Consider the following 15,095-nt stretch of genomic DNA (forward strand, 5'->3'; position numbering starts at 1 on the left):
TGTCGAACAGGGCCGTATGAAGCTTCTCGAGAACTATATCCTGCGGCGGACAACGCAGATGTTTCTGGTCGCGCTGCTGCCGGTGCTGGCCATCATCTGGACCATCCAGGTTCTCCAGAGAATCAATCTCGTTACCGATACGGGCCAGTCGATGGGTTCCTTCATGGCGCTCGCGACGATGATCCTGCCGACGCTGATCCCCGTCGTCCTGCCTTTCGCGCTGGTGATCGGCATTACCCAGATCTTCACGACGATGAACAACGATTCCGAGCTTGCTATCATCGATGCGGCGGGATCGCCCCGTTCGATCATGTATCGCCCGGTTCTCATTCTCGCCGCCATTCTGAGTGCGTTTTCCTTCACCATCACCAATTTCATCGAGCCGCCCGCCCGCAGCTCCGCCCGGCAGATGGTGGCCGCCGCCTATGCCGACCTTCTGTCCTCGGTGATCGAGGAAAAGACTTTCCGCACCATTCAGGACGGTCTCTATGTGCAGATCGCCCAGCGGCAGGGCCGTATCCTCAAGGGCCTCTTCGTCGCCGACCGCCGCGATCCGAATTTCGATCTCATCTATTATGCCAAGGAAGGCATGATCGATGAAAGCGGTACGTCTCTCACCATGCGCGATGGCGAAGTGCAGCAGAAGACGCCGGACGGCAAGGTTTCGATCGTCAAGTTCCTGTCTTATGCCTTCGACCTTTCGACCATGTCGGAAAAGCAGGATTCCGAGCCGTCGCTCTCTCCGGGCGATGCCAGCCTCGGCTTCCTTCTCTCGCCCGACGAGAACAATGCGAGCTACAAGCGCTCACCGGAGAATTTCCGCAGCGAGCTGCACAAGCGCCTGTCGGACTGGATGTTCGCCTTCTCCTTCGCGCTGATTTCACTGGTCATCGCCGCCGATGCCCGTTCGCACCGCGAGGCGCGCCTGCATCCGATGGTCGCCGCACTGGTGACGGCCTTCATGCTGCGCTGGCTTGGTTTTTACGTCACCAATCAGATCAAGCAGAGCGCGGCCTTCATTCCGCTGGTCTATGCCGTTCCGGGCCTCAGCGGCGCCGCCGCCGCCTTCATTCTGCTGACCGGCCGCAAGCCGAAAATGCCGAAAGCCATCGCCGATGCGATGGGTCGTCTGCGCCGTCTCTTCTCCAGCCGGATGACGAAAAGCTCTGGGAGCGGCAACGCATGATTTTCAACACGCTCTCCCGGTATTTCCTGAAGCGATATCTGATCACTGCCATCTGGTTCGTGCTCGGCGTATCCTCGATCATTTACCTTGCCGACTTCAGCGAAACGGCACGGCGCATGTCAGGCCTGCCCGGCTATTCCGTTCCGGCCGCCCTTGGCCTGACGGCGCTTCGCCTGCCGCTGATCCTGCAACAGACCGTGCCCTTCATTGCGCTTTTCGTCGGCATGACGACGCTGATCTCGCTCAATCGGCGTTACGAACTGGTGGTGACGCGCGCCGCCGGCATTTCCGCCTGGCAGTTCATCCTTCCCTTCGTGCTCGGCGCGGTGTTCATCGGCATCCTTTCCGTCACCATCCTCAACCCCATCGCGGCATGGGGTCAGAACAAGTCGCTGGCGATGGAAGCCGGACTGCGCAACGAAGCAGGCGGCGGCCGCCAGCAGGAGATCGTTCCGTGGATGCGCCAGTCAAGCGGCGGCCAGGATACGATCATCGGCGCCAAGAGCTTCGAGGACAATGGAACGCTGCTGCTTGACGTGGTTCTGATCGACATCGACAAGGACGGAAACATCGTCTCGCGTAAGGATGCGAAGTCGGCTAAATTGGAAGATGGTTACTGGCTTCTTAACGGCGTTTCGGAAACGCGCGCCGGGCATGTGCCAGTTCGGCAAGAAAGCACGCGGATCAGTACCAATCTGAGACGGGAATTCGTTCAGGAGCGCATGACGCAGACGGAAACCGTTGCTTTCTTTGACCTTTCTCACAAGATCGAAGTTGCAAAGTCCTTTGGACTATCTTCGAAGGCGCTTGAGACGCAGTATCATTTCCTGCTATCGACGCCCCTGCTTCTGGTTGCGATGACCTTGATCGCCGCGACCGTTTCATTAAAGTTCAGCCGCTTCGCCCAATCGCGCTCCGTGATTCTGGGTGGAATCGTTTCCGGCTTCGTGCTTTATGTAGTAACCGTGCTCGTAAGGGCATTCGGGAGTGGTGGTGTTGTCCCTCCCACCGTCGCGGTCTGGGTTCCAGTCATCGTGGCGTTGGCTTTGGGGGCAACCATTCTGCTTCATCAGGAGGACGGCTAAGTGGCGGTAATTGACCGCGGGAATATCAGGCGGCTTTGGACGGCCCTTCTGACAGGTGCCGCTGTGTGCGCGTATTTGGCATCCAGCCCGGTCGCTTTCGGCCAGGATGGTTTGCTTGCGTCGGCAAGCCAAGACGATTCGAAACTCCTGCTTACAGCAAATGAACTGACCTATAATCGCGATTCCCAGCGCGTGATCGCGAAGGGCGTGGTTCGCATGAAATATTCGGGCTACCGCATGGTGGCCCAGCAAGTGGAATATAACCAGCAGTCCGGCCGCGTGATCGCCCATGGCAACATCGAGCTGATCGAGCCGGGCGGCAACAAGATCTATGCCGACGAGATGGACGTGACCGACGATTTCGGTCAGGGCTTCGTCAATGCGCTGCGCGTCGAGACCACGGACAATACCCGTATCGCCGGTGAAAGCGCCGAGCGTCTCGAAGGCGACCTGATGGTGCTCAACAACGGTGTCTACACCGCGTGTCTGCCCTGCGCCGAGCGGCCCGAAAAGGCGCCTTTGTGGCAGGTCAAGGCCGAGCGCGTCGTTCAGGACGGCAAGACCCATACGGTGCGGCTGGAAAAGGCCCGCCTGCAGCTTTTCGGCCATTCGATCGCCTATCTGCCGTTCCTTACGGTTCCGGACAATACGGTGAAGCGTAAATCCGGCTTCCTGTTCCCGCAGATGAGCATTACCGACAATCTCGGTTTCGGTATCGGTGTCCCCTATTTCCACGTCCTGTCCGACACCTCGGACGTGACCGTCACGCCAACCTATTATACGACGCAGGGTCTGCTGCTGCAGGCAGAATTGCGCCAGCGCTTCGAAACCGGCATGCACACGGTCACGATCGCGGGCATCAGCCAGCAGAAGTCCGAAACCTTCACGGCCGGCACCAGCGACGCCCTCAACGACAATCGCGGCATGATCGCAAGCAAGGGTGATTTTTCGATCAACCCGCGCTGGGCGTTCGGCTGGGACGCCATGGTGCAGACCGACAATAACTTTTCGCGCACCTATGGGCTGAAGGGTTATAAAAACGACGTTCAGACCAACCAGATCTATCTGACCGGTGCGAGTGAGCGTAACAGCTTCGAAGCCCGCGGTTATTATTTCAACGTTCAGGATACGGACAATACCGAAGCCAAGGAACGCAAACAGGCAATCGTCCACCCGGTTGTCGACTACCGTTATTTCGTGCCGGATCCGGTTTATGGCGGCGAACTTTCGCTGACCACCAACCTGACGAGCATCACGCGCCTGCGGCAGGATGCTTACGCGCTCGGCGGTTATCCGCGTTTCAGCGGGCTTGAGGGTGACTATACGCGCCTTTCCACCGAAGCCGAGTGGAAGCGCACCTTCACGATGGACAGCGGCCTGCAGATTACGCCGATCCTTGCCGCGCGCGGCGACGCGCTCTGGACGGACATGTCTCCCGCGGCCTTCACCTCGGGCGGGACCTCCTATGCCTATGAGGGCATGATGCATGACGGCGCGGCTTTCCGCGGCATGGTCACCGGTGGTCTGGAAGTGCGTTATCCATGGCTGTTCACGGCGCTCAACAGCAGCCACGTGATCGAGCCCATTGCCCAGATTTTCGTGCGCCCGAACGAACAATATGCCGGCCGCCTTCCGAACGAGGATGCACAGGCATTCGTGTTCGACGCGACCAATCTGTTCGAACGCGACAAATTCTCCGGTTTCGACCGGATCGAAGGCGGCACGCGCGCCAATATCGGCTTCCGTTATAACGGTACGTTCGACAACGGCTACGGCGTTCGCGCCATTGCCGGCCAGTCCTTCCATCTGGCAGGCGATAATTCCTTCGCCTCTTACGATCTCGTCAATGCCGGCGCCAATTCCGGCCTCGAATCCGACCGTTCGGATTACGTCGCCATGGCCGCTTTCGATGCGCCGATCGGACTTTCGCTGTCGTCGAGCCTGCGTCTCGACAAGGACGATTTCGACATCAACCGCTCGGAAACCGGTATCAGCTATTCGGACCGCCGCCTTACCGGCAAGCTCAGCTATACGCAGGTCAAGGCGCAGCCGAAATACGGCTATAACGAAGACCGCGATATCATCCAGGCATCCGGTTCGCTGCGCATGGACGATAACTGGTCGCTGTTCGGTTCGATCAATTACGATCTGAACGGGAAGTTTGCCGCCGAACGCCGCATCGGCATTGCCTATCAGGATGAATGCACGATCCTGACGGTCAGCTACTCCGACGAAGGCAATATCAATTCCAGCCGCCAGGCCGCCAATGACTGGTCGATCAACGCCCGTCTGGCCTTCCGTACGCTCGGCGATATCAGTGTCGGCTCGGCCAACGAGGACTGGAATGACATGGATATCGGCTGGAAGCCAAACAACTACTGAGTTTAGAGGCAGGTTACGCAGCATCGTGACCTGCCTTTTTACCATTTGGCCAGTAAAGCCACGGTTTCGCCGCAACAACACGCCAATGTCGGCCGCGCATGGAACCTATCGGGTTTTCTTTCAACAAACCGACACATTGCCGTCTTGCGGATCGCGATGATATATACGTGGCAAATTCGCGGTGCGGATGCACAGTTGCAGGTCTGAAAAGCGGGAGAGTTCAATATTCCCCTCATCAGGCAGAACAGATTGGCGGGACAGGGCAACAGGACCCTGCCCGACGAAAGGGAGAAGGATATGATGAATTTCGGAAAGACGGCTTTGCGTGGCGCTGCTTTCGCCTTTGCGATATTCGCCGTTCCCATGGCCGTTGTGCCCTATGCCGGCCAGGCCTTCGCCGATAGCACCGTCAAGATCGTCGTCAACAAGACCCCCATCACCAATGACGATATTGCCAAGCGCGTCGCCTTCCTCAAGCTGCAGCGCCAGTCCGGTAATCTCAATGAAAAGGCGCGCGAGCAGCTTGTCGATGAAGCGCTGAAGCGCGAGGAAATCGGCCGCGTCAAGATGTCGGTCAGCACCGACGATGTCGATGCGGCCTTCGCACGCTTTGCCGGCAACAACAAGATGACCCCGCAGCAATTGACGAAGGTGCTTGCGCAGGCGGGTGTTGGAGCCGATCATTTCAAGGCCTTCATCGCCGTTCAGATGAGCTGGCCGCGCCTCGTCAACGCCCGTTATGGCGCACGCGGCAAGATGTCGACGCAGGATCTCGTTACCCGACTGAAGGAACGCGGCGACAAGCCCGTCACCACGGAATATTTCCTGCAGCAGATCATCTTCGTCATCCCGGAATCGAAACGCAACGCCATTACCGGCAAGCGCAAGGCCGAGGCTGAAGCATCGCGCAAGCGTTATCCCGGCTGCGACCAGGCCATGAGCTTCGCCGCGACCATGCGCGACGTGGCGATCAAGGACCTTGGCCGCATTCTGGCGCCAGAGCTGCCGGAAGACTGGAAGGCGCTGGTGGAGAAGACCAAGGAAGGCGGCACCACCGGCACCCGCGTCACCGAAAAGGGCGTCGAATATCTGGCCATCTGCAAGCAGCGCCAGGTTTCTGACGACTATGCGGCGGAGATGGTGTTCAAGTCCGAAGATCTGATGAAGGCCAAGGACGGCGAAAACCCGAACGAAAAGAAATATATGGATGAGCTGCGCAAGAAGGCGCAGATCGTCAACACCTGATATTGATACGAGAGCCGGGTCTTTCCGTGACATATGCATCCCTGCCGCTTGCCCTGACACAGGGAGATCCAGCCGGTATCGGCCCCGACATCGCCATCACCGCCTGGGCTAAGCGCCGGGAGAACGGCGTGCCGCCCTTCATCTTCATCGGCGACCCCGATGTGGTGGCGAGCCGTGCGGCGCTGATCGGCGTGCCGGTCAATATCGAGACCTGCAATGCGGAAAGCGCCGTCGGCCTGTTCGAACAGGCTTTCCCCATCCTCTCCCTTCCTGTCGGCTTCGAAGTGCAGGCGGGTCAGCCGCATGTCGGCGCGGCGCACGCGACGATCAAGGCCATCGAGACCGCCGTTTCCCTCACGGTCGAGGGCAAGGCTGCGGCCGTCGTCACCAATCCGATCGCGAAATCCGTGCTTTACGAGGCGGGTTTCGGCTTTCCCGGTCATACGGAATTTCTGGCCGATCTCGCCCTGCGCCAGACCGGCGAGCAAGTCATCCCGGTGATGATGATTGCCGGCCCCAAGGTCCGTGTCGTTCCGGTGACGATCCATATCCCCGTGAAAGACGTGCCGGCCGCTCTCACGGAAGAGCTGATCGTTACGACCTGCCGGATCATCGATGCCGATCTCCGGCAGAAATTCGGCATCGAGGCGCCGCGTCTGGCGGTTGCCGGCCTCAACCCGCATGCGGGTGAAGATGGCGCACTCGGCACCGAGGATCGCGATATCGTTCACCCTGCGACCATGCGGTTGCGTAAGGATGGGATCGATGCCTTCGGCCCCCTGCCCGCCGACACCATGTTCCACGATGCCGCCCGCAAGCGTTATGACGTGGCGGTGTGCATGTATCACGATCAGGCACTCATTCCGGCCAAGGCGCTCGGCTTCGACGATTCCGTCAATGTCACGCTGGGCTTGCCCTTCATCCGCACCTCGCCCGACCATGGCACGGCCTTCGGCATTGCCGGCCAGGGCATAGCCAATGAGGCGAGCCTTGTGGCGGCGCTGAGGATGGCGGCGGAGATTTCCCTCCGCAGCCGGGCCAACGCATAATGGCGGCCATCGACGGACTGCCGCCGCTGCGCGATGTCATCCAGCGCCACGGGCTCGACGCGAAGAAATCGCTCGGCCAGAACTTCCTGTTCGACCTCAACCTCACCCAGAAGATCGCAAGGACGGCAGGGCCGCTAGACGGCGTGACGGTGATGGAGGTCGGCCCCGGTCCCGGCGGCCTCACCCGCGCCATTCTTTCGCTCGGGGCAAAAAAGGTCATCGCCGTCGAACGCGACAGCCGCTGCCTGCCGGCGCTGGCGGAAATCGAAGCGCATTATCCCGGACGGCTCGAAGTCATCGAAGGCGATGCCCTCAAGACCGATTTCGAGGCTCTGGTTCCCGCCGGCGAACCGGTGCGGATCATCGCCAACCTGCCCTATAATGTCGGCACGCAATTGCTGGTCAACTGGCTGCTGCCGAAACAATGGCCGCCCTTCTGGCTCTCGATGACGCTGATGTTCCAGAAGGAAGTCGGCCAGCGCATCGTGGCCGAAGAAGGCGACAACCATTATGGCCGGCTGGGCGTTCTCGCCGGCTGGCGCACGGTTGCCGAAATGGCCTTCGACGTCCCCCCGCAGGCCTTCAGCCCGCCGCCGAAGGTAACCTCCACGGTCGTGCACCTGCTGCCGAAGGACAAGCCGCTGCCGTGCGATGTCGCCAAGCTTGAAAAGGTGACGGAAGCCGCCTTCGGCCAGCGTCGCAAAATGCTGCGCCAGAGTGTGAAAAGCCTTGGCGGCGAAACGCTGCTGGAAAAAGCGGGCATCGATCCCACACGGCGAGCGGAAACGCTGTCGGTGGAGGAATTCGTCACTTTGGCGAACTGCCTCTAAGGCTGGACCAGGCACGAAAGCTTAACGACACGGGATACCTTCAGGTCCGCGGCAGACCCTGATCTGCGGCGCGGTCCATAAATTTCCGATGATGAATTTTCGACGATCACGCGCCACGGGAAATCGGTGGCACAGCCACCTCTGTTAACATGGCTGGCTCGCAAGAAACTTTATGAAAAGCACTGCCTATTTGGGAAATTTTCCGCTTTTCACCTTGGGTGACATGATCCAGACCGCAATCACCAAGCCTGACCACAACCAATGCTTGACTCCAAACACACAACTGTAAATTATATATCCATTCCTATTGTACATTTTCCACTTCACAGTTTCAAATATCAGGGGGATCGCGTGAAGATAAGTTATGTTTTGGCCATCTCGCTATTCACGCTTTCCTCATGCGTTAGCGTGACACCTACTTTTGATGAAGCGCTGATGAAGCACATTGAGGCGCTAAACAACGATATCGATAAGATTGATGCCGCAGTATCTGCTGTTTACGAAGATAAAACGCCGTTCTCCAAGGTCGAAGGCATATACGTCGACGCGGTATCAAATGTACGTTCGGCAATTTATATTGCCGAAGGTCGTGCAACTTACCTTCGCAACCGCGTTTCCGGTAGACCCGCCCAGATTATTCACAAAGCACTGCTGATCTGCCAGGAAGCGCTGATGACACAGTTGGCTGCTCATCGAAAAGCACCCTTTAACGTTGAGACCGCGTCCACATTCGCCACGAAGGAAGCCTGTAGCGTTCCGAAGTTGTTTGAAGCCCGGTTGAAGTGAGGTTCACATGGCAAAGGCACTAGATCTGGATAAATTTGAACCGAAAGATGCGTCGGAACTCTATAAAGGCATTTTGCAGCAGGTTTCAGCGGTTCTCATTTCGCACTTCAACGAAGTCAAAAATGAAATTGCCGTTCATATTAAGTCGATTGCACAAAAGGCATGGCTAACGCAGACAGGCCTCAAGAACGGCACGATTTCCCGAGAGCACGCGGATATGGCCATGCATACACAGGAACTCGCCCTCAGCAGCGTGCTGCTTTATTCTGAGTTCCTCGTTTACGATACCGTCCAGACAGTTCTGAACGCGGTTTTTGGTGTGATCGGTGCCGCAATCAGAAACCTGACTGGCTTCGATCTTGCTTTTGGGCGCAGCTAACTAAAACAGGTCAAACAAATTATCCCATACGGCCCGGGCGATGGATTCTTCCCATCCCAGCGGATGGGAGGGATTTAGCTCTCGGAATCCAGCCTTAGCCTACCGGAAGCGCTTAAAGCTTCGGCTCTTCCTCGAGCAACGCCCGCACGAAATCGAACATGCCGTGGCGGCGGTCGCGGCGGACGCGTTCGGCCTTCACGATGGCTTCGACGGCCTCGAAGGCGGCCTGCAGGTCGTCATTGAGGATGACATAGTCATAGTCGCGCCAGTGTTCGATCTCGGCACGGGAATTGAGAAGCCGGGTCTTGATGACCTCTTCGGTGTCCTCGGCGCGGCGGTGCAGGCGCGATTGAAGTTCGGTCATGGTCGGCGGCAGGATGAAGATCGAAACGACGTCCGCCTTCATCTTGTCCTGAAGCTGCTCGGCGCCCTGCCAGTCGATATCGAACAGCATGTCGCGACCGGCAGCCATCGCGTCTTCCACCGGCCCACGCGGGGTGCCGTAAAAATTGCCGTGAACCTCCGCCCATTCCAGCAGCGCATCGCTATCGCGCAGGCGCTCGAATTCACGCGTGGAAATGAAATGGTAGTGAATGCCGTCAATCTCGCTCTGGCGGCGCGGGCGCGTCGTGACGCTGACGGACAGACCGATATTCTTGTCCTTGTCGAGCAGGTTGCGCGCAATCGTGGATTTGCCCGCGCCCGATGGCGAAGAAATCACCAGCATCAACCCTCTGCGGGCAATCGTGACGGGAGAATTATTCACCGGGACCATGGGGTCTACTCCAGATTTTGGACCTGCTCGCGGAACTGGTCGATCACCACTTTCAGCTCTATGCCTGCTGCGGTTACCGCACTGGCGTTCGATTTGGAACAGATTGTATTCGACTCGCGGTTAAATTCCTGTGCAAGAAAATCGAGCTTGCGCCCTACCGGCCCGCCATTGGCCAAAAGCTCCCGCGACGCCTGAACATGGGCGTGCAGCCGGTCGATCTCTTCGCGCAGATCCGCCTTGGTCGCGAGCAGCGCCGCCTCGGCATGCAGCCGGTCACGGTCGAGACCATGCAAGCCGTCGCCGATGAGGGCGATCTGCTGGGCGAGCCGTGCCGCGATCTGTTCCGGCTGGCGGGAAGGATCGTTTTCAATAATGTCCGCGAGCTGCTCGATCCGGTTGATATGACCGGACAGGATGGCAAACAGCGACGCCCCTTCCCGTTCGCGCATATCCTTCAGCTTCTCGACGGCGGCGGCGAAGCCGGCAAGCACATCGCCGTTGCGCGCGGCCTGCGCCTCCGCGTCATCTTCCGCCTCACGAAAATCGACGAGCCCGCGCAGCGTGAGCAGCGTGTCGAAGCTCAGCGGCTTGTCCTCCACCACATCGCCAAGCTCCTTCTTCAGGGCCAGAACCGCCGCCAGGGCATCGCGGTTGATCACCGCCTCCAGCCGGTTTTCCGCAATCGCCAGCGTCAGACCCGCCTGGATATTGCCGCGGGAAAGATGCTCGCCTGCGATTTCGCGCAGGGCGGTTTCCAGCGCTTCAAGACCGGTAGGCAGACGCAGGCGCACATCGAGCCCCTTGCCGTTCACCGAGCGCAATTCCCACGCCCAGCGGTAACGGCCGGAGGTTCCTTCGCTGCGTGCGAAGCCGGTCATCGATTGCAATGTCATATCTGGAAGCCCCCCGTCATGCCGTGCAAAACCGGGCCCGTGCGGATCGCAGGGCCCGGTCAGGATTATCAATTGTTGGCCGGTTTTTCCGCCTCGGCTCCGCCCGGCTGGCCATCCACGACAACATCGGGATTGGCGCCGGAGGCCGCCTTTTCGGCCTCTATCTTGCGCCAGCGGCGCACATTGGCGTTATGCTCTTCAAGCGTCTTCGCAAACACATGACCACCCGTGCCATCGGCAACGAAATAAAGGTCATCCGTGCGCCATGGATTGGCCACTGCCTCAAGCGCCGCCCTTCCCGGATTGGCGATGGGCGACGGCGGCAGGCCCTTGATGACATAGGTGTTGAACGGCGTCTGCTTCTGCAGGTCCGACTGGTAGATCGGGCGGTCCGACGGTTTGCCGTCGCCACCGAACAGACCATAGATGATCGTCGGGTCGGATTGCAGGCGCATGCCCTTCTTCAGACGGTTGTAGAACACCGAAGCGACATGAGCGCGCTCGTCATCCTTGCCGGTTTCCTTCTCGACGATAGAGGCAAGCGTCACGAATTCCTCGACGGTCTTGATTGGCAGGTCGGGATCGCGCCGTTCCCAGATCATGTCGATCAGCTTGTCCTGCGCCGCACTCATCTGATTGATGATTTCTTCGCGCTTGGTGCCGCGGGTGAAGCGGTAGGTATCGGGGCGCAGGCTGCCTTCCGGCGGCAGGGCCGAGGGCAGTTCGCCATCCAGCACTTCATCCGCTCCAAGGCGCGCGAACATCTGCTTCACGGTCAGGCCTTCCGGCAACGACACGGAATAAAGGATCGACTTGCCGGACTCCAGCAGCATCATGATGTCCTTCATCGATGCGCCGGCCTTGATCTCATATTCGCCGGCCTTCAGCGTCTGGTCCTTTTGCAGGTAGCTGCCGGTCATCAGGCGGAAGACACGGGCGTTGGAGATGACCTCGTTACGCTCGAGATTATTGGCGATCTCGATAATGCCGGCGCCGTTGCGCACCGTGAAATGTGTGTTCGTCTGAAGCGGACCGGGCTCCTGGAACGCATCGATCATGTAATAGAAAGCGGCAATCGCCAGCACACAGACGGCAACCGCAAGCGTCATCAGAAAATTCAGAAAGATCACAAGCTGGCCATGGGCCTTGCGGGAGCGCTTGGGCGGAGCCGGCACTTTTTCCGGCCGCAGTGCTTCCGTCGGGGATTTCGGAATGATCGGGCCGCGATTGCCTTCGCCCGCGCCGTTTTGTCCGTATGGTCCCTGGCTGTTCTGGTTCGTGTCGCTCACCGTCGGTCCTTTTCAGTTCGGCGTTGTCAGCGCTTTTTGCGCAGGTAATGCGGCAAAAACAGGTTCGGAATGTCTTCCTGCACCACATAGAGATATCGTGAAGCCTTGCTGTTCCGCTTCACGAACATCGTTTCGGACAAAGCCGATGGAGGAAGCAGCCTGCGGCCGGAAATCACCCCGAACCGACAAACGCTTCCCATAAACGACTACAATATCGGCGCGAAAACCGGAATGGCTTTCGCAAGCCGCAATGCGTTCTTCAAAGGAAAGAACGTCCTTTGTCAGCACCCGGTGGGAGGGCGCCAGCGGCGGCAGAGCCGCCGCCGCAATTATGCTTCGTAACGACGCAGCACGAGGGAGGCGTTGGTGCCGCCGAAGCCGAAGGAGTTCGAGAGCGCCACATCGACCTGCCGCTTGCGCGCCTTGTGCGGCACGAGATCGATCTTCGTCTCCACATCGGGATTGTCGAGGTTCAGCGTCGGCGGAACGATGTTGTCGCGGATCGCAAGCGTCGCGAAGATTGCCTCGATAGCGCCCGCCGCACCGAGAAGATGGCCCGTGGCCGACTTGGTGGAAGACATGGAGATCTTCGAGGCCGATTCGCCGACAAGCCGCTCGACCGCGCCAAGCTCGATGGTATCGGCCATGGTCGAGGTGCCGTGAGCATTGATGTAATCGATATCGTCAGGCGTGAGACCAGCGCGCTTCAGCGCCATCGACATGCAGCGATAGGCGCCTTCACCGTCCTCGGACGGTGCGGTGATGTGATAGGCATCACCCGAAAGGCCATAACCGACGACTTCCGCATAAATCTTCGCGCCGCGCGCCTTGGCATGTTCCAGTTCTTCCAGAACGACGATGCCCGCACCCTCGCCCATGACGAAACCATCGCGGTCACGGTCATAGGGGCGCGAGGCCTTTTCCGGATTGTCGTTATGCTGGGTGGAGAGCGCCTTGCAGGCGGCGAAGCCGGCAAGCGCGATGCGGCAGACCGGCGACTCGGCGCCACCGGCGACCATGACGTCGGCATCGCCGAGCGCGATCAGACGGGCGGCGTCGCCAATGGCGTGCGCGCCGGTCGAGCAGGCCGTCACCACGGCATGGTTCGGTCCGCGCAGCTTGTGGCGGATGGAAACCTGGCCGGATACGAGGTTGATCAGGCGGCCGGGAATGAAGAATGGAGAAATGCGCCGCGGGCCCTTGTCGCGCAGCGTATAGCCCGCCTCGACAATGCCCTCAAGGCCGCCGATGCCGGAGCCGATCAGAACGCCGGTCGCGATCTGGTCCTCGTCCGTTTCCGGATGCCAGTCCGCGTCGGCAAGCGCCATGTCGGCGGCAGCCATGCCATACAGGATGAAAGGATCGATCTTGCGCTGTTCCTTGGGTTCCATCCAGTCATCGGCATTGAAGGTGCCGTTGGTACCATCGCCCACGGGAATACGGCAGGCGATCTTTGCCGGAAGGTCTTCGACTTCGAATTCAGTCACGAGACGGGCACCGTTCTGGCCGGCCAGCAGCCGCTCCCAGGTCACTTCCGTCCCACATCCAAGAGGAGATACCATGCCGGTACCGGTGATAACGACACGCCTCATCGCCAATGCTCCGCCCTTATCCAAATCATCGGTCTTCATGCAACGCCGGACATCAGGAGATGTTCATCGGATGCTGCAGTATTTCAACTCTCAGCATGACGGTTGTGAGCGCCGTCTCCGGCCCGTGACCCCCATGCATTGCCCGGAACACGCACCACCCGGGTGCATGTTACCGTCTGCCTATAAAACATTGGCCCGGACGAGCCGGGCCAAGGACGGGAGGATATTGCACCTCCCCCATCAAGGTCGATCAGGCCTGGGCCTTCTCGATGAACTTTACGGCGTCGCCGACGGTCAGGATCGAGTCAGCTGCGTCGTCGGGGATTTCAACGCCGAATTCTTCTTCGAAAGCCATGACCAGTTCAACGGTGTCGAGCGAATCAGCGCCCAGATCGTCAATGAAGCTGGCGCCTTCGACAACCTTGTCGGCGTCAACGCCAAGATGATCAATTACAATTTTCTTTACGCGTTCTGCGATATCGCTCATGTCGGTTTCCTCGACCTTTATTTTGAAGGGAATGCCTTGCGGCACCCTGCCCTGTTAGAAGCCCTCATGCGCCGTTCAAATCCGGCACCGCTGGCAAACCCGTTCAACCCGGTCCAAGCTAGACATCGTCACGCAAAATCGCAACGGCTTCCTGTCTCTCCGGGACGACTGTTCACAGTCTTGGCCCGCTTAACATGGTTTCAATCGGTCGAAAAGCCTGAAAACGCGCTAAGCACAGCGTATGACAGGCAATTTCGCCGAAAACCAGTCGGCGGGGCCTTGCGGCGCCAGCTACCCAAGAAGGTGCTTAAACAGCGCCGCAATCCTTTTCATGACGGCCTCAGGCGCCGTCAGATCATCGCCATGCCGCCGTTGACGTGCAGTGTCTGGCCGGTCATGTAGCCCGCCTCGTTGGAGGCGAGATAAAGAACGGCCGAGGCGACTTCGGCACCGGTTCCCATGCGCTTCATGGGAATGGCGCCCATGATGGCGTCTTTCTGCTTGTCGTTCAGCTTGCCGGTCATCGCGCTTTCGATGAAGCCCGGCGCCACGCAGTTGACGGTGACGTTGCGGGTGGCGATTTCCTGGGCCAGCGACTTCGAAAAACCGATCATGCCGGCCTTGGAGGCGCAGTAGTTGGCCTGACCGGGATTGCCGGTAACGCCGACGATGGAGGTGATGTTGATGATGCGGCCGAAACGGCGGCGCATCATCGGATGCGTCAGCTCGCGCGTCAGGCGGAACATCGCCGTCAGGTTCACTTCGATGACGTTATCCCAGTCCTCGTCGCTCATGCGCACGAAGAGGCCGTCCTTGGTGATGCCGGCATTGTTGACGAGGATATCGACGCCTTCCAGTTCGGCTTCGGCCTTTTCGCCGAGTGCCTTTACTTCGGCGCGGTCGGCGAGGTTAGCCGGGAAAATCCTGACGCGTTCGCCAAGTTCCGCCGCCAGCGCTTCGAGTTTTTCAACGCGGGTGCCGTGCAGGCCGACGGTTGCGCCCTGGCTGTGCAGAAGGCGGGCGATTTCTTCGCCGATGCCGCCGGTCGCGCCGGTTACGAGAGCCTTGCGGCCTGTCAGATCAAACATGTCCTATTCCTTCTTTAGAGCTTCGGACT

15 protein-coding genes are annotated in these 15,095 nt (G+C 59.3%); 8 read left to right on the top strand and 7 right to left on the bottom strand.

Going from position 1 to position 15,095, the window contains the following annotated elements:
* Nucleotides 1-16 precede the first annotated feature (16 nt).
* The 8 genes from ACIK7D_RS02375 (at nt 17) to ACIK7D_RS02410 (ending at nt 8,942) form a co-directional block, all read left to right on the top strand.
* Nucleotides 17-1,186, top strand: coding sequence for an LptF/LptG family permease (locus tag ACIK7D_RS02375; RefSeq protein WP_080817275.1), 1,170 nt, complete (start codon nt 17-19; stop codon nt 1,184-1,186).
* On the top strand, nt 1,183-2,271 hold the full coding sequence (gene lptG, locus ACIK7D_RS02380) for an LPS export ABC transporter permease LptG (protein ID WP_003520741.1): 1,089 nt from the start codon (nt 1,183-1,185) through the stop codon (nt 2,269-2,271). Before ACIK7D_RS02375 ends, lptG begins: the two co-directional genes overlap by 4 nt.
* A complete protein-coding gene (locus tag ACIK7D_RS02385; protein ID WP_080817276.1) occupies nt 2,272-4,653 on the top strand; it encodes an LPS-assembly protein LptD in 2,382 nt (793 codons plus the stop codon). It begins immediately after the preceding gene.
* 297 nt (nt 4,654-4,950) lie between these two features.
* Entirely contained in the window at nt 4,951-5,898 is a 948-nt protein-coding gene (locus ACIK7D_RS02390; protein WP_080817277.1) for a peptidylprolyl isomerase, read from the top strand.
* A gap of 26 nt (nt 5,899-5,924) precedes the next feature.
* Nucleotides 5,925-6,947, top strand: coding sequence for a 4-hydroxythreonine-4-phosphate dehydrogenase PdxA (gene pdxA, locus ACIK7D_RS02395; protein WP_400155530.1), 1,023 nt, complete (start codon nt 5,925-5,927; stop codon nt 6,945-6,947).
* On the top strand, nt 6,947-7,777 hold the full coding sequence (gene rsmA, locus ACIK7D_RS02400) for a 16S rRNA (adenine(1518)-N(6)/adenine(1519)-N(6))-dimethyltransferase RsmA (protein WP_080817278.1): 831 nt from the start codon (nt 6,947-6,949) through the stop codon (nt 7,775-7,777). Before pdxA ends, rsmA begins: the two co-directional genes overlap by 1 nt.
* A gap of 351 nt (nt 7,778-8,128) precedes the next feature.
* Complete coding sequence (locus tag ACIK7D_RS02405; protein ID WP_233282920.1) at nt 8,129-8,563, top strand: hypothetical protein; 435 nt, start codon at nt 8,129-8,131, stop codon at nt 8,561-8,563.
* 7 nt (nt 8,564-8,570) lie between these two features.
* Nucleotides 8,571-8,942, top strand: a complete 372-nt coding sequence (locus ACIK7D_RS02410; protein WP_080817280.1) for a hypothetical protein — start codon at nt 8,571-8,573, stop codon at nt 8,940-8,942.
* 112 nt (nt 8,943-9,054) lie between these two features.
* On the opposite strand, the gene gmk is transcribed toward ACIK7D_RS02410, so the two are convergent.
* From gmk to fabG, 7 genes are all read right to left on the bottom strand, one after another.
* Entirely contained in the window at nt 9,055-9,717 is a 663-nt protein-coding gene (gene gmk, locus ACIK7D_RS02415) for a guanylate kinase (RefSeq protein WP_080817281.1), read from the bottom strand.
* A gap of 5 nt (nt 9,718-9,722) precedes the next feature.
* Nucleotides 9,723-10,610, bottom strand: coding sequence for a YicC/YloC family endoribonuclease (locus ACIK7D_RS02420; protein WP_125145877.1), 888 nt, complete (start codon nt 10,608-10,610; stop codon nt 9,723-9,725).
* Nucleotides 10,611-10,678: 68 nt separating this feature from the next.
* Nucleotides 10,679-11,899 (bottom strand): endolytic transglycosylase MltG, encoded by a 1,221-nt coding sequence (gene mltG, locus ACIK7D_RS02425; protein WP_020810689.1) that lies wholly within the window; start codon nt 11,897-11,899, stop codon nt 10,679-10,681.
* Nucleotides 11,900-11,911: 12 nt separating this feature from the next.
* Entirely contained in the window at nt 11,912-12,187 is a 276-nt protein-coding gene (locus tag ACIK7D_RS02430) for a hypothetical protein (protein ID WP_400155531.1), read from the bottom strand.
* Between the two features lie 41 nt (nt 12,188-12,228).
* Nucleotides 12,229-13,491 carry a beta-ketoacyl-ACP synthase II gene (gene fabF / locus ACIK7D_RS02435; RefSeq protein ID WP_400155532.1) on the bottom strand — a complete coding sequence of 421 codons (1,263 nt, stop codon included), beginning with the start codon at nt 13,489-13,491 and terminating at the stop codon, nt 12,229-12,231.
* 250 nt (nt 13,492-13,741) lie between these two features.
* The gene (locus ACIK7D_RS02440; RefSeq protein WP_003502080.1) at nt 13,742-13,978 is read right to left on the bottom strand and encodes an acyl carrier protein; all 237 of its coding nucleotides are present in this window, start codon (nt 13,976-13,978) and stop codon (nt 13,742-13,744) included.
* Nucleotides 13,979-14,328: 350 nt separating this feature from the next.
* A complete protein-coding gene (fabG, locus tag ACIK7D_RS02445) occupies nt 14,329-15,066 on the bottom strand; it encodes a 3-oxoacyl-[acyl-carrier-protein] reductase (RefSeq protein WP_127757608.1) in 738 nt (245 codons plus the stop codon).
* Nucleotides 15,067-15,095 lie beyond the last annotated feature (29 nt).

The organism is Agrobacterium sp. P15N1-A (assembly GCF_044626815.1).
Lineage (GTDB): Bacteria > Pseudomonadota > Alphaproteobacteria > Rhizobiales > Rhizobiaceae > Agrobacterium > Agrobacterium leguminum.

Coding starts and splice junctions, on each gene's coding strand:
- ACIK7D_RS02375 (WP_080817275.1), top strand. CDS start 17: ATGAAGCTTCTCGAGAACTATATCCTGCGGCGGACAACGCAGATGTTT.
- lptG (WP_003520741.1), top strand. CDS start 1,183: ATGATTTTCAACACGCTCTCCCGGTATTTCCTGAAGCGATATCTGATC.
- ACIK7D_RS02390 (WP_080817277.1), top strand. CDS start 4,951: ATGATGAATTTCGGAAAGACGGCTTTGCGTGGCGCTGCTTTCGCCTTT.
- rsmA (WP_080817278.1), top strand. CDS start 6,947: ATGGCGGCCATCGACGGACTGCCGCCGCTGCGCGATGTCATCCAGCGC.
- ACIK7D_RS02410 (WP_080817280.1), top strand. CDS start 8,571: ATGGCAAAGGCACTAGATCTGGATAAATTTGAACCGAAAGATGCGTCG.
- gmk (WP_080817281.1), bottom strand. CDS start 9,717: ATGGTCCCGGTGAATAATTCTCCCGTCACGATTGCCCGCAGAGGGTTG.
- ACIK7D_RS02420 (WP_125145877.1), bottom strand. CDS start 10,610: ATGACATTGCAATCGATGACCGGCTTCGCACGCAGCGAAGGAACCTCC.
- fabF (WP_400155532.1), bottom strand. CDS start 13,491: ATGAGGCGTGTCGTTATCACCGGTACCGGCATGGTATCTCCTCTTGGA.
- ACIK7D_RS02440 (WP_003502080.1), bottom strand. CDS start 13,978: ATGAGCGATATCGCAGAACGCGTAAAGAAAATTGTAATTGATCATCTT.
- fabG (WP_127757608.1), bottom strand. CDS start 15,066: ATGTTTGATCTGACAGGCCGCAAGGCTCTCGTAACCGGCGCGACCGGC.